The organism is Streptomyces sp. NPDC041713 (assembly GCF_055591085.1).
The window spans coordinates 115,743-130,063 of the sequence record NZ_JBVIZY010000013.1 but is presented as its reverse complement, the minus strand read 5'-3'; the positions used below and the strand labels follow the sequence as shown (position 1 = coordinate 130,063).

Sequence of the window (14,321 nt, the reverse complement as noted above, 5' to 3'; positions counted from 1 at the left end):
ATTCGAAATTGAGGTGTTACACCCATGACCCCGCCACTTGATCCACGGCGCTGGGCCGTCCTCGCGATCCTGTCCGGCAGCCTGCTGCTGATCGCCATGGACACCACGATCCTGAACGTCGCCTTCCCGTCCCTGGTCGCCGATCTGCGGCCCAGCTCCGTGCAGCAGCTGTGGATCATCGATGTCTACGCGCTGGTGCTCTCCGGACTCCTCGTGACCGCCGGCGCGCTCGGCGACCGGTGGGGCCGCAAACGGCTGCTCCTGATCGGCTTCGCCGTCTTCGCCATCGCCTCGCTGCTCGCCGTCTTCGCGACCGCCGCCTGGCAGGTCATCGCCGCCCGCGCGCTGCTCGGCGCGGGCGGCGCGGCGATCATGCCCGCCACCCTGTCGATCCTGCGGCACGTCTTCACCGACGCCCGCGAGCGCGCCCTCGCCTACGCCGTCTGGTCGGCCGTCTTCGGCGGCGGCATGGCCCTCGGTCCGGTCGTCGGCGGGCTGCTGGTCCAGCACGACGGCTGGCACTCCGCGTTCCTGATCAACATCCCGATCGCGCTGGTCGTCATCGCGCTCGGCCTCTGGCTGCTGCCCGAGTCCCACCAGCCCCGCGAGGGCCGCTGGGACTGGTGGGGCGTCGGCCAGTCCGTCGTCGGCATGCTCGCGCTCGCGGGCGGCATCAAGGAGCTCGGCAAGGGCGGCCCCGCCGACCCGGTGGCCTGGTCGCTCCTCGTCGTCGCCGCGGTGACGCTCACGGTCTTCGTCCGTCGCCAGCTGCGCCTGGAACACCCACTGCTGCGGGTGCGCCTCTTCGCGTCCCGTCCGTTCGCCATCGCCGCGGCCTCGATCTTCCTCGGCATGATCGCGCTGGGCTCGGCGCTGTTCCTGATCACCCAGTGGTTCCAGTACGGGCAGGGCTACACCCCGCTGGAGGCAGGCGTCCGGCTGCTGCCCGCGCCGCTGGGCCTTGTCGTCACGTCGCTGGTCACGCCGGTGCTGATGCACCGGCTGCCGATCCGGCACGTGATGGGCGGTGGTCTGGTGCTGATGACCGTGGGGCTCGCCCTGCCGTGGCTGCTGCAACGGTCGGGGCCGCTGGGCTACGCCGAGATCGCCGTCGCGCTCGGGGTGCTCGGCTGCGGGGTCGGCGTCGCGACGACCGCGGCGTCCGTGACCCTGATGGCGGCCACCCCGGCGCGGGACGTCAGCGGCGCCGCGGCGGTCGAGGAGACCTGTTACGAGCTCGGCGCCGCGATGGGCGTCGCGATCCTCGGCAGCGTCGCCACAGCGCTGTACCGCGTGAACCTGCCGGACCTGGGCCTCCCGGCGGACGCCACGGCGGCCGCGGGCGACTCGATCGGCGAGGCGGCGCGGATCGCCTCCGACCTCACCGGTCCGGCGGGCGCCGCCCTGCTGACCCGGGCGTCCGACGCGTTCACGGCCGGGATGACGCCGACGTTCCTGATGGCGGCGGCGCTTCCGCTGGCCGCCGCGGCGCTCACCTGGACGAAGATTCCCAAGGGGCTCCGCCCGACGGAGGACGCGCACTAGTCCGCCGCCACGCCGCCGTGCCGCCTGCCCCGAGACCGGGGCGGGCGGCACGGCGGCCGGGCACTACCTGCGCCGCGCGCGGTTGATCACGAACTGCGAGCCCGGCTCGACCAGGATGTCGCCGTCGGCCGAGTCGGCGATCGTCACGTTCGACAGGGTCGCGCTGCCGCGGGCCCCGCCGTGGGCGCGGATGCCCGCCCCGTTGTTGGACTTGGTGATCTTCACGTTGCTGATCCGCACGTCCGGGGTCGCGCCACCACCCGACTTGAACTGGATGCCGTCGTACGTCGAGTCGTGGATGTCGGTGTCCCGGATGGTCACACCGGGGATGCTCTGCCCCTGCGCGAACAGCGTGATGGCGCCGAACTCCTGCGCCTCTCCCCAGAACGCGCCGCCGGTGCGGTGAAGACCGTTGTCCGCGATCAGCGTCTGCCCGGAGAAGGGCAGCGGATCGTGGTCCGTGGCGAGCATGATGCCGGGGTAGTTCATCGTGTCGGAGACGGTGTTGTTCTCGATGCTGTTGCCGTAACCCCCGTATATCGCGATGCCGTTGGCACGCCACGGAAGCTGGACCGTGTTGCCGCGGAAGGCGTTGTCGTGGCCGACGTCCACCGCCGGGTCCTTCACGTACCGGTTGGCCCAGACGGCCAGTGCGTCGTCGCCGGTGTTGCGGAACGAGGAGTCGGTGACCGAGGAGTTGCGCGTGCCGTTGGTGAGGTTCACGCCGTCCGCGTAGGTGTCGCGGATCCGCACGCCGGTGAACCGCAGGCCGTCGGCGGGGCCCCACAGCTCGGGGATGTTGCTGTAGTCGCGGCCCACCCACGCGCCGACGTTGGCGTGCTCGATCCACACGTTGCTGATCTCGGTGTTCTTGCCGAAGCGGCCGTTGAGGCCGACGCCGCCCTCCTGGTTGCCGTCTCCGCCGCGGATCGTGCCCGAGCCGAAGATGGCGATGTCGGAGATCTTGGTGTTGTCGTCGATGTCGAAGCCGAAGTTGCCCTCGTGCGGATGGTTGATGCCGCCCGCCTCGTGCGGCGGGGTCAGCGTGTACAGCTGGGAGTGCCACATGCCGGCGCCGCGGATCGTGACGTCGCGGATGCCCACCTGGTTGAACTCGCCCCGGTTCAGCGGGTCGTCGGTGAGAATCTTCTGCTCCTGCCGCCACCGCCCCGCCGGGATCCACACGCAGTCGATGTCGCCGTTCTGGTCGGCGGTGACGGCGCCCTGGATCGCCGCGGTGTCGTCCTTGCCGTCGTCCGGGACGGCGCCGTACTCGGTGATCGACGTGCATGCGGCGGGCTTGGCCGCGGGCGGGGCGACCTGCTCCAGGTCGATCAGGTCGACGACGTAGTACGCGGCGTCGTCCCCGGCGTCGCGCTGCAGCCGGAACGTCGTGCCCTTCGGGTAGGAGTCCTTCAGCAGGGCGTGCGACTCGTCGAAGAGGCGCCGTGCGTCGCCGCCCGGCCGGTTGGTCAGGCCCTCCGGGCTGTCGGTGCTGCCGTACAGCCAGCTGTGCTTGGAGGAGAGCGTCACCTTCTGCACGAACGTGCCGTTCGCGTACAGGCTCAGCGTCTTCTCCTGGCCGCCGCCGTCCGGTGCGTCCGGTATCGCGTTGCGCACCACGATCGAGTTCGTGGCTCCGGTCGAGGTGAACTGCACATACTGGCCGGTGGAGTTGAGGCGCACGGACTTGCGGCCCGACGACTCCGTCGCGAAGTTGGTGTGTCCGAAGGGGCGGGTGGGTTCGGCTTCGAGGAGTGTGCCGTCGTACGTGCCGTCCTCGGCCTCGTATTCCACGTACGGCAGGGGCGCGCCGCGCCGGTCGGCGTGCGGGCGCGACGCGGACGCCTTGCCCGTGCCGGTCCGCGGTCCGTCCTCGGCGGCGGAAGCGGCAGCGGGCAGGAGCACCGAGGCGGTGAGGGCGGCCCCGAGCGCCACCGCGAGCAGGCGGCGGCTTCTTGGTCGATGTCTCATGGCGGATCCTCTGTTTCCGTGGAGCGGGAGCTCCGTGGGTGGGGGGCGGGGATCTGTGGGGGTGCGAGGCGGTCCGGCCGCGGGCGCTCAGGCCCGCAGCCAGACCGCCGTGTCCTGCGGGAGCAGCCCCAGCGGGGACAAAGGGCCGCTGGCCAGCAGGAGTTCGGAGCCGGACGGCAGCGCCACGTCCTCGGGGCCGAAGTTGACGAGCGTGATCCAGGTGGTCCCGTCCCGTTCGCAGGTGCGGGCGAAGGAGAGGACGCGGGGCTCGTCCTCGCGCAGCCGGCGCAGCGGCCCGGCGTCGCCGAGGGAGCCGCGCAGGCGCAGGGCCGTGCGGTAGAGGGAGAGCATCGAGTCCGGGTCGTGCGTCTGCCGTTCGGCGGCGTACGCGGACCAGTCGGGCGGCACGGGCAACCAGCTCGGTTCGGGGGCGCCGTCCCAGGGCAGCGGCACCCGGCAGCCGTCCCTGCCCGGGTCGACTCCGCCGGAGCGGGTGTGCATCGGGTCCTGGATGCGCTCCGGGGGGATCTCCGCCTCCGGAAGCCCCAGCTCCTCCCCCTGGTAGAGGTAGACGGAGCCGGGCAGCGCCAGGGTGAGCAGGGCGGCGGCCCGGGCCCTGCGGGTGCCGAGCGTGAGGTCGGTGGGGACGCCGAAGCGCTTGCGCTCGAAGGCGAAGCCGGTGTCCTCGCTCCGGCCGTAGCGGGTGACCGTGCGGGTCACGTCGTGGTTGGCGAGCACCCAGGTGGCGGGCGCGCCGACCGGGGCGTGGGTGGACAGGGTGAGGTCGATGGAGCGCCAGAGCTCCGCCGGGTCCCAGGGCCGGGAGAGGAAGTCGAAGTTGAACGCGGTGTGCAGCTCGTCGGGGCGCAGGTAGCGGGCGAACCGTTCGGCGTCCGGCAGCCAGATCTCGCCGATGAGGGCGGCGCCGTACGCGTCGGCGATCCGCCGCCAGGAACGGTAAATGTCGTGCAGTTCGGGCCGGTCGTGGAAGGGGTGCGGGCCCGCGGGGTCCATCGGGGGCAGCCCGTCGGCCTTGGCGAGCAGCGCCGCGGAGTCGATCCGTACGCCGGCCGCGCCCCGCTCGAACCAGAACCGGAGCACGTCCTCGTGCTCCCTGCGGACCGCGGGATGGTTCCAGTTGAGGTCCGGCTGTTCGGGGGCGAAGAGGTGGAGGTACCACTCGCCGTCCGGCGTACGGGACCACGGCACGCCGCCGAACTCGCCGACCCAGTCGTTGGGCGGCTCCTCGGAGTACGGCCGGAAGTGGAACAGGTCCCGCTCCGGGGAGCCGGGTCCCGCCGCGAGGGCCGCCCGGAACCATTCGTGCTGGTCGGAGACGTGGTTCGGGACGACGTCGACGATGCAGCGCAGGCCCAGTTCCTGCGCCTCGGTCATCAGTTTCTCGGCCTCGCCGAGGGTGCCGAAGGCCGGGTCGATGGCGCGGTAGTCGGCCACGTCGTAGCCGCCGTCCGCGAGGGGTGAGCGGTACCACGGGGTGAACCACAGCGCGTCCACGCCCAGTTCGGCCAGATAGGGGAGGCGGGCCCGGACGCCGGCCAGATCGCCGGTGCCGTCGCCGTTCCCGTCGGCGAAGGAGCGGACGTACACCTGATAGATGGCAGCACTGCGCCACCACTCCGTGCTGGACAAGAGGGAGTCCTTTCGTACGGGACGCGCGGGGGCGCCACTCAGCCCTTGAGGCTCCCGGCGCTCAGCCCGGCGACGATGTGGCGCTGGAAGACGAGGAAGAGCGCGATCAGCGGCAGGGAGGCCATCACGAGCCCCGCGACCAGGGAGTTGAGCGGGGTGTCCGGTGCCACCCGTTGGAGGAAGACGCTCAGCGGCTGCCGGGCCGGATCCGGCAGGACGAGCAGTGGCCAGAGGAAGTCCTTCCAGGCCGTGACGATGGAGAGGATGGAGACCACGGCGAGGATCGGCCGGGAGAGCGGCAGCACGACGCGCCACAGCGTCGTGGGCGTTCCGGCGCCGTCGATCTTCGCCGCGTCGAGGAGTTCGTCGGGGATCCGGTCGAAGAAGTTCTTCAGGATGTAGATGTTGAAGGCGTTGGCGGCGGCCGGCAGCCACACCGCGCTGGGGCTGTTGATCAGGTTGCGGTGGAACAGCGGCACGTCGACGACGGTGAGGTAGACCGGCACGAGGAGCGCGGTGGCGGGCATCATCAGGGTCAGCAGCATCAGTCCGAGCACCAGGTTGCCGAACCGCGGGCGCAGCTTCGACAGGGCGTACGCGGCCGGCACCTGCACGGCGAGCTGCACCAGCCAGGCCCCGCCGGCCAGGACGACGGTGTTCAGGAAGTAGCCGGTCAGGTCCATCTCGCGCCACGCCTTGGCGTAGTTCTCCGGGTGCCAGGAATCGGGGACGTACGTGGGCGGGGACTGCGCGAGTTCCGTCGAGGACTTCATGGCGCCGGTCGCCGCCCAGTACAGCGGCACGACGAAGGCGACCGTGAAGAGCAGCAGCGCGGCGGCCAGCGCCGACCAGTAGACCACCCGGCCCTTGCGTGTCTTCAGGACGGCGGGGCGTACGAGCGTGCGCGTCGAGGCGGACATCCCCTCACTCCTTCGCGGCGCGGGTGACCCGCAGGTAGAGGGCGGAGAAGGCGCCCAGGACGAGCAGGAGCAGCAGGCTGAGCGCGCTGGCCGTGCCGAAGTCGTTGTAGACGAAGGCGTACCGGTAGACCAGGAACATCACGGTCACCGTGGAGTCCTCGGGGCCGCCGCCGGTCATCACGTAGGGCTCGGTGAAGACCTGCATCGTCGCGACGATCTGCAGCAGCAGGAGGACGAGCAGGACGAAGCGGGTCTGCGGGATCGTGACGTGCCGCAGCCGCTGCCAGAGGCCCGCGCCGTCCAGCTCCGCGGCCTCGTACAGCTCGCCGGGGATGGTCTGCAGGGCGGCCAGGTAGATCAGGGTGGTGGTGCCCATGTTCGCCCAGGTGGAGACGATCACCAGGGAGACCAGTGAGGTGGACGACGAGTCCAGCCAGGCCGAGGTGGGCAGGTGCAGGGTGCGCAGGATCTCGTTGAACAGGCCGGGGCCGGGGTCGTAGAACCACTTCCACATCAGCGCCACCACCACGGGCGGCAGCATCACCGGCAGGTAGACGAGGATCCGGAAGTACGCCCGCGCGTGCCGGAACTCGTTCAGGAGCACGGCCGTCAGGAACGGCACGGCGAAGCCGAGTGCCAGCGCGTACAGGGTGAACAGGCCGGTGTTCTTCCAGGCGGTGAGGAAGAGCGGATCGTCGAAGAGCTTCTCGAAGTTGGCGAGGCCGGCCCAGGTGTTGCCGGTGGCGAAGTTGACGTGCTGGAAGCCGAGGACGACGTTGCGGACGATCGGCCACCACGAGAACAGGGCGAAGATCACTACGGCGGCGCAGAGGAACCCGTACGCGGTGAGGTGCTCCCGCAGGGCGCGGCGCCGGGCTGCCCGCCGTCCGCCGGGTGGGGGCGGCGGCGGGAGCGGGGCCGTCGGCCGGGCGGGGGCCTTCAGCGACATGCTCATCAGGAGGCGTCGTAGAGCGCGTCGACCTTGTCCTCGGCGCTGTCGAGCAGGGCGTCGATGTCGGCGTCCTTCTTGGTGAGGACGGCCTGCATGACGTTGTCGAGCACGGCGTAGACCTCCTGGGCCCTGGGCGGTTCGATCACGCCGGGCACGTGCGGCGCGGAGTCCATGAAGGCCTGGTAGTTGCCGGTCGGCATGTTCGCCTTGTCCTGCTTGGCCTTCTCGACGCGGTCGCGGACGGAGCCCTCGAAGACGTCGGGGACGGTGGGCATCGGGATGCCGACGGGCAGCTTCGCCTTCGCGTAGTCCGCGACGTTCTTCTCGATGAGGTCGGGGTTGAGGTAGCGCCACTGCACCCACTTGACGCCCGCCTTGATCGTCGCCGGGGACGCCTTGGGGTTGAACATGTAGCCCTCTCCGCCCAGGAGCGTTGCCTTGGCGTCGGGCACCGGGGCGAGGGCGTAGTCCGCGTACTTGCCGCCGAACTGCTTCGCGATGACGGTGATGTTGTCCGCGGCGGCGATGTACATGCCGAGCTTGCCCGAGCCCATCATCCGCTGGACGTCCTCGACCTGGAGCAGCTGCTTGCTGCCCATCGAGTCGTCCTTCCAGCGCATGTCGTGCAGATCCTGGAGGGTGGCCTTGCCCTCGGCGGTGTTGAACGCCGCCTTCCACTTTCCGCCGCTCTCCTCGGCGATGCGGCCGCCGCGGGAGTACAGCTCCGCGGTGAAGTGCCAGCCTCCCTGGTTGTTCTTGGAGAAGTCGGCGTAACCGACGTTGTTGTCGCCGAGTCCGGCGATCTTCTTGGCCGCGCTGCGGACGTCCGCCCAGGTCTTCGGCGCCTTGTCGGGGTCGAGTCCGGCCTTCTCGAACAGGGCGCGGTTGTAGACGAGGCCCATCGAGTAGTTCGACGTCGGCAGGCCGTACTGGCGGCCCTGGTCGTCCTGGAAGATCTTCATCAGCGGGTCCTGGATGTCGCCGCGGCGCGGCATGTCCTTGACCGCCTCGGTGATGTCCGCGGCCTGCTTCTTCTCGATCAGGGAGCGGGTGTCGGTGAAGTAGACGTAGAAGACGTCCTCGAGCTTGCCGCCGGCCAGCTTGGCGTTGAAGGTCTTCGGGTCCATGAAGCCCTCGTGCGGCACGATGTCGATGTCCGGGTTGGCCTTCTCGAACTGTGCGACGTGCCGGTCGAAGAGGTCGCGTTCGAAGGCCTGGGTCTTGGGCGGCTGCCCGTTGACGTCGAGCTTCACCGTGCCGCCCGAGTCTTGGTCGGACGCGTCGCTGCTGGTGCCGCAGGCGGACGCGGAGACCAGTGCGAGAGCGGTGACGGTGGCTAGCGCGAGCGTGCGGCTGCTCGTCGATGACATCGGGAGACCCCCTCCGGGTCGTGCTGCACGGCGCGAAGGCGCGCCGCGTCGGCGGCGCACGGCCGGCCCTCTCGGGCCCGGCCGGTCCGCCGCGGTGCTGTGGCTGTCGGGTGCGGCGCACACTCAACCACCGGCGACAGCGCGGCACAATATCTCGCGCATACATTGCAAAAAACTGATTTCCCTTGCTGGCGGGGGGACTTGGGCGGGCACAGCGGGCGGCCACCCTCTCCCCGTACCGCCCGTGCGGGGCCGCGACAGGCCGTCACAACTTCCGTCGCGGCTGTGGTCAGATCGACAGTTCTCTGCAACTCTCCAACTTCTCCGCGCCAAATTCTGCGCACCGAACGCACCGGACGTGCCGGACGCACCTGACGTACCGGACGTACCGAGTGCACGGAGCACACCGAGCCCATGAGGGAGCTGCGAGAGCCATGAACCGCATCAGGGCCGCTCAGGCCGTGACGACGCCGCGAAGACCCCGCCGAGGCAGCGCGATCGGCCGAAGGTGGCGGGCCTTCGCCGCCGCCGTCGCCGCCACCCTGCTCCTGCTGGGCCTACCTGCCCTGTCCGCCACCAGCGCCACCGCGGCCGGCGGCCCCGACCTGGCGGCCGGCAAGCCCGCCAAGGCCGGCAGCGCCAAGGGCGAGTACACCGCCAAGAACATCACCGACGGCAACGCGTCCACGTACTGGGAGAGTTCGGGAAGCGACCTGCCCCAGTGGGTGCAGGTCGACCTCGGTGGCACCGCGCGCGTCGACGAGGTGGTCCTCGCGCTGCCGCCGTCCTGGCAGGCCCGCAAGCAGACCTTCGCGGTCCAGGGCAGCCCGGACGGCACCGGCTTCAGCACGCTCGCCCCCTCGGCCGCGCACTCCTTCGAGCCCGGCGACGCCAACACCGTGACGGTCCGGTTCCCGGCCGCGCAGACCCGCTTCGTCCGGCTGCACATCACGGCCAACTCCGGCTGGCCGACCGCCCAGTTGGCCGAGCTGCACGTACACGCCGCCGACGACACCTCGGCCAACCTGGCCCTCGGCAAGACCCTCAAGGCCTCCAGCCACACCGAGAGCTACGTCGCCGAGCACGCGGCCGACGGCAACCGCGACAGCTACTGGGAGAGCGAGAACGGCAAGCTGCCGCAGTGGATCCAGGCCGACCTCGGCGCCTCGGTACGCGTCGACAAGGTGGTCCTGCGGGTGCCCGACGGCTGGGAGGACCGCAGCCAGCACCTGAAGCTCCAGGGGAGCACGAACGGCAGCGACTTCACCGATCTGTCGGCCGCCGAGGACCACCCCTTCGGCGACGCGACGGACCACGCCGCCACGCTCTCCTTCGACACCGCCACCACGCGCTACGTACGGGTGCTCATCAGCGCCAACACCGGCCGCCCGGCAGGGCAGTTGTCCGAGCTGGAGATCTACGGCCCGACGGGCGGCGACACCCAGGCCCCCACCGCGCCGAAGAACCTCGCCTACACCGAGTCCGAACCCGGCCGGCCCAAGCTGACCTGGGACGCGGCCACCGACGACAAGGGCGTGACGGCCTACGACGTGTACGCCGACGGCGAGCTGCGCACCAGCGTCGACGGCGACGTGCGCACCTACACGGACACCCAGCCGACCGACGCCACCGTCACCTACCACGTCCGGGCGCGCGACGCGGCGGGCAACGCCTCGCCGAACAGCAACTCCGTGACGCGCAAGGGCGATTCGGGCGACACGCAGGCCCCGACGGCGCCCGCGAACCTCGCGTACACGCAGCCCTCCTCCGGCGAGATCAAGCTGGCCTGGGGCGCCTCCACGGACAACGTGAAGGTCACCGCGTACGACGTGTACGCCGACGGCAAGCTCCTGAAGACCGTCGGCGGGGACGAGACGACCTACACCGACCGGCGGGCCGCCGGTGACACGGTCGCCTACGCGGTGCGCGCCCGCGACGCCGCGGGCAACGTCTCCGCCTTCAGCGCCACCGTGACCCGGCCGGGCGCCGGCGACGGGAAGAACCTGGCCGAGGGCAAGCCCATCACGGCCTCCTCGGTGATCCACACCTATGTCGCCGAGAACGCCAACGACGGCCAGACGTCCACCTATTGGGAGGGCGCGGCGGGCAGCTACCCCAACTCCCTGACCGTGCGGCTGCGGGCCAACGCCGATGTCCGAGCGGTCGTCGTCAAGCTGAACCCGGACCCCTCCTGGGGCGCCCGCACCCAGACCGTGGAGGTCCTCGGCCGCGAACAGAACGCCGAAGACTTCACCACGCTCAAGGCGGCCGACAGCTACTCCTTCAGCCCCTCGGGCAACCAGAACACCGTCACCGTCCCGGTCTCGGCCCGTGTGGCCGACGTCCGCCTGAAGTTCACCGCGAACAGCGGGGCGACGGCCGGGCAGGTCGCCGAGTTCCAGGTCATCGGCACGCCCGCCGCCAACCCCGACCTGGAGGTCACGAAGCTCACCCACTCCCCCGACGCGCCGGACGAGAGCGACGAGTTGACCCTCGGCGCGACCGTGCACAACGCCGGCAAGGAGACGTCCGCCGCGTCCGACGTCACGTTCCGGCTCGGCGGCGAGAAGGCCGGCACCGCGCAGGTGGGCGCTCTCGCGGCGGGCGCATCGGCGACCGTGAGCGTCAAGGCCCCGGCGCGCGGGGCGGGTTCGTACCCGTTCGCCGCGACCGTGGACGAGGCGGACAAGGTCATCGAGCAGGACGAGGGCAACAACACCTACACCAGTCCGGAACCGCTGACCGTCAAGGCCGTGCAGAGCTCCGACCTCATCGCGTCCGCGGTGAGCTGGACGCCGAGCGCGCCCACCGCAGGCAAGGAGGTCACCTTCGGCGTCGCGATCAAGAACCAGGGCATCCAGGCCTCCGCGTCCGGCGGCCACGGCGTCACGCTGACCGTGCAGAACGCCAAGGGCGACACGGTGAAGACCCTGACCGGCGCCGCCAACGGGGCCATCGGCGCGGGTGACACCACCGCACCGGTCAAACTCGGCCCGTGGACCGCGGCCAACGGCCGGTACACGGTCAAGGTCGTCCTCGCCGACGACGCCAACGAGATCCCCGCCAGGCGCGCCAACAACACCAGCACGCGGCCGCTGTTCGTGGGCCGCGGCGCCGCCATGCCGTACGACACCCTGGAGGCGGAGGACGGCGTGCTCGCGGGCGGCGCGAAGACCGTCGGGCCCAACCGCACCATCGGCGACCTGGCGGGCGAGGCCTCGGGGCGCAAGGCGGTCACGCTCGACACCACCGGCGCCTCGGTGGAGTTCACCGCACAGCAGCCCACCAACACCCTGGTCACCCGCTTCTCCATCCCGGACGCCCCGGGCGGCGGCGGCACCGACGCGACCCTGAACGTCTACGTCGACGGGGTCTTCCGCAAGGCGATCGACCTCACCTCCAAGTACGCCTGGCTGTACGGCGCGGAGGCCTCCCCCGGCAACTCACCGGGTGACGGGCCCGCCCGACACATCTACGACGAGGCCAACGTCCTGCTCGGCGAGACGGTTCCGGCCGGCAGCAAGATCAAGCTGCAGAAGGACGGCGCCAACACCGCCAAGTACGCGATCGACTTCGTGGACCTGGAGAAGGCCGCGCCCAAGGCGAACCCGGACCCGGGCGCGTACACCGTCCCCGCCGGATTCGCCCACCAGGACGTGCAGAACGCCCTGGACAAGGTCCGCATGGACACCACCGGCAAGCTCATCGGCGTCTATCTGCCGCCGGGCGACTACGAGACGAGCAGCAAGTTCCAGGTGTACGGAAAGTCCGTGCAGGTCACGGGCGCCGGGCCCTGGTACACCCGCTTCCACGCCCCGCGCTCGCAGGCCAACACCGACGTGGGCTTCAGGGCCGACGCCGGCGCGAAGGGCTCGTCCTTCTCGGGGTTCGCCTACTTCGGCAACTACACGTCGCGGATCGACGGTCCCGGCAAGGTCTTCGACTTCCAGAACGTCTCCGACATCACCATCGACGACGTGTGGAACGAGCACATGGTGTGCCTGTACTGGGGCGCCAACACCGACCGCATGACCATCAAGAACTCGCGGATCCGCAACCTGTTCGCCGACGGAGTCAACATGACCAACGGCAGCACGGACAATCTGGTCGCGAACAACGAGGCCCGGGCGACGGGCGACGACAGCTTCGCCCTGTTCTCCGCCATCGACGCGGGCGGCGCGGACATGAAGAACAACGTCTACGAGAACCTGACCTCGCTGCTCACCTGGCGGGCCGCGGGAGTCGCCGTCTACGGCGGCTACAACAACACCTTCCGCAACATCCGCATCGCCGACACCCTGGTCTACTCCGGGATCACGGTCAGCTCGCTGGACTTCGGCTATCCGATGAACGGCTTCGGCACCGATCCCACGACCTTCGAGAACATCTCGATCGAGCGGGCGGGCGGCCACTTCTGGAACGGCCAGACCTTCCCCGGCATCTGGCTGTTCTCCGCGTCGAAGGTCTTCCAGGGCATCCGGATCAACGACGTGGACATCACGGACCCGACGTACCACGGGATCATGTTCCAGACGAACTACGTGGGCGGGCAGCCGCAGTTCCCCGTCAAGGACACCGTGCTGCGGGACATCACCATCACGGGGGCCCACAAGAGCGGCGACGCCTACGACCACAAGTCGGGCTTCGGCGTCTGGGCCAACGAGATGCCCGAGCCGGGGCAGGGACCCGCGGTGGGTGAAGCCACCTTCCACAACCTGAAGTTGAGCGACAACGCGCAGGACATCAAGAACACCACGTCCACCTTCAAGCTGAACATCGAACCCTGACCGACCCCGGTGCGGCCTTCCTGTCGTCCCACGGCAGGAAGGCCGCACAGGACCGTAACTGGCTTGCGCTGCTTGCGATACTCTTGCGCATATGACGCGACGACTTGCTCAAGTTGCGAAGAAGGTGGGGGTGAGCGAGGCCACGGTGAGCCGTGTCCTCAACGGCAAGCCCGGTGTCTCCGCGGCCACGCGCCAGTCCGTGCTGACGGCGCTGGACGTGCTCGGGTACGAGCGGCCCACCCAGCTGCGCGGTGAGCGGGCCCGGCTCGTCGGACTCGTGCTCCCCGAGCTGCAGAACCCCATCTTCCCGGCGTTCGCCGAGGTCATCGGCGGCGCTCTCGCCCAGCAAGGGCTCACCCCGGTGCTGTGCACACAGACGCGGGGCGGCGTCTCGGAGGCGGACTACGTGGATCTGCTGCTGCAACAGCAGGTCTCCGGCGTGGTGTTCGCGGGCGGCTTCTTCGCGGAGACCGACGCCCCGCACGAGCACTACCACCAGCTCGCCGAGCGCAACATCCCCGTCGTCCTCATCAACGCCTCGATCGAGGGCCTGGACTTCCCCTGCGTCGCGTGCGACGACGCCGTCGCCGTCGAGCAGGCCTGGCGCCACCTCGCCTCGCTCGGGCACGAGAAGATCGGCCTGCTGCTCGGCCCCGCCGACCATGTGCCGTCGCTGCGCAAGCTGGCGGCCGCGCGGGAGATCGCCGGGGCGGCGGGCATGCACCTCGCCGACGAGTTCGTCGAGCGGTCGATCTTCTCCCTGGAGGGCGGTCAGGCCGCCGCCACCCGGCTGTTGGGGCGCGGCGTCACCGGCATCGTGTGCGCCAGCGACCCACTCGCGCTGGGCGCCATCAGAGCGGCGCGGCGCCGCGGGCTCGCCGTCCCCTCGGACGTGTCGGTCGTCGGGTACGACGACTCGGCCTTCATGACCTGCACGGAGCCGCCGTTGTCGACGGTGCGCCAGCCCATCGAGGCGATGGGGCGCGCGGCGGTCGACCTGCTGTGCGCCCAGATCCAGGGCAACCAGAACCACCCCGGGGAGCTGCTCTTCGAGCCCGAACTGGTGGTGCGGGGTTCGACGGCGCAGCGGGCGAGCGGGTCCGGGCCGGCGCGCTGACCTCTC

Annotated in this window: 8 protein-coding genes; 3 read left to right on the top strand and 5 right to left on the bottom strand. The window is 70.4% G+C overall.

The genetic code is table 11. The annotated features are described in order from the left end of the window. Window positions 1-24: 24 nt before the first annotated feature. On the top strand, window positions 25-1,545 hold the full coding sequence (locus ACZ6CV_RS31145; RefSeq protein ID WP_469254366.1) for an MFS transporter: 1,521 nt from the start codon (window positions 25-27) through the stop codon (window positions 1,543-1,545). 63 nt (window positions 1,546-1,608) lie between these two features. Here ACZ6CV_RS31145 and ACZ6CV_RS31140 read toward each other — a convergent pair whose 3' ends face one another. The 5 genes from ACZ6CV_RS31140 to ACZ6CV_RS31120 all read right to left on the bottom strand — a co-directional run bounded on the left by ACZ6CV_RS31140 (window position 1,609) and on the right by ACZ6CV_RS31120 (window position 8,411). Further along, complete coding sequence (locus ACZ6CV_RS31140) at window positions 1,609-3,483, bottom strand: right-handed parallel beta-helix repeat-containing protein (RefSeq protein ID WP_469254500.1); 1,875 nt, start codon at window positions 3,481-3,483, stop codon at window positions 1,609-1,611. Window positions 3,484-3,606: 123 nt separating this feature from the next. Then, the gene (locus ACZ6CV_RS31135; RefSeq protein ID WP_469254365.1) at window positions 3,607-5,169 is read right to left on the bottom strand and encodes a glycoside hydrolase family 13 protein; all 1,563 of its coding nucleotides are present in this window, start codon (window positions 5,167-5,169) and stop codon (window positions 3,607-3,609) included. Between the two features lie 38 nt (window positions 5,170-5,207). Further along, window positions 5,208-6,089 (bottom strand): carbohydrate ABC transporter permease, encoded by an 882-nt coding sequence (locus ACZ6CV_RS31130; RefSeq protein ID WP_469254364.1) that lies wholly within the window; start codon window positions 6,087-6,089, stop codon window positions 5,208-5,210. A 4-nt stretch (window positions 6,090-6,093) separates the two neighbouring features. After that, window positions 6,094-7,038 carry a carbohydrate ABC transporter permease gene (locus tag ACZ6CV_RS31125; protein WP_469254497.1) on the bottom strand — a complete coding sequence of 315 codons (945 nt, stop codon included), beginning with the start codon at window positions 7,036-7,038 and terminating at the stop codon, window positions 6,094-6,096. A 5-nt stretch (window positions 7,039-7,043) separates the two neighbouring features. Then, on the bottom strand, window positions 7,044-8,411 hold the full coding sequence (locus ACZ6CV_RS31120) for an ABC transporter substrate-binding protein (protein WP_469254363.1): 1,368 nt from the start codon (window positions 8,409-8,411) through the stop codon (window positions 7,044-7,046). A gap of 434 nt (window positions 8,412-8,845) precedes the next feature. Here ACZ6CV_RS31120 and ACZ6CV_RS31115 point away from each other — a divergent pair, with 434 nt between their 5' ends. Both ACZ6CV_RS31115 and ACZ6CV_RS31110 read left to right on the top strand, forming a co-directional pair. Then, window positions 8,846-13,198, top strand: coding sequence for a discoidin domain-containing protein (locus tag ACZ6CV_RS31115; RefSeq protein WP_469254362.1), 4,353 nt, complete (start codon window positions 8,846-8,848; stop codon window positions 13,196-13,198). Window positions 13,199-13,289: 91 nt separating this feature from the next. Continuing rightward, the gene (locus ACZ6CV_RS31110) at window positions 13,290-14,315 is read left to right on the top strand and encodes a LacI family DNA-binding transcriptional regulator (RefSeq protein WP_469254361.1); all 1,026 of its coding nucleotides are present in this window, start codon (window positions 13,290-13,292) and stop codon (window positions 14,313-14,315) included. Window positions 14,316-14,321 lie beyond the last annotated feature (6 nt).

Bases quoted from the DNA above. Each gene is read 5' to 3' on its own strand.
- ACZ6CV_RS31130 (WP_469254364.1), bottom strand. From the start codon at position 6,089: ATGTCCGCCTCGACGCGCACGCTCGTACGCCCCGCCGTCCTGAAGACA.
- ACZ6CV_RS31115 (WP_469254362.1), top strand. From the start codon at position 8,846: ATGAACCGCATCAGGGCCGCTCAGGCCGTGACGACGCCGCGAAGACCC.
- ACZ6CV_RS31110 (WP_469254361.1), top strand. From the start codon at position 13,290: ATGACGCGACGACTTGCTCAAGTTGCGAAGAAGGTGGGGGTGAGCGAG.
- ACZ6CV_RS31145 (WP_469254366.1), top strand. From the start codon at position 25: ATGACCCCGCCACTTGATCCACGGCGCTGGGCCGTCCTCGCGATCCTG.
- ACZ6CV_RS31125 (WP_469254497.1), bottom strand. From the start codon at position 7,038: ATGTCGCTGAAGGCCCCCGCCCGGCCGACGGCCCCGCTCCCGCCGCCG.
- ACZ6CV_RS31120 (WP_469254363.1), bottom strand. From the start codon at position 8,411: ATGTCATCGACGAGCAGCCGCACGCTCGCGCTAGCCACCGTCACCGCT.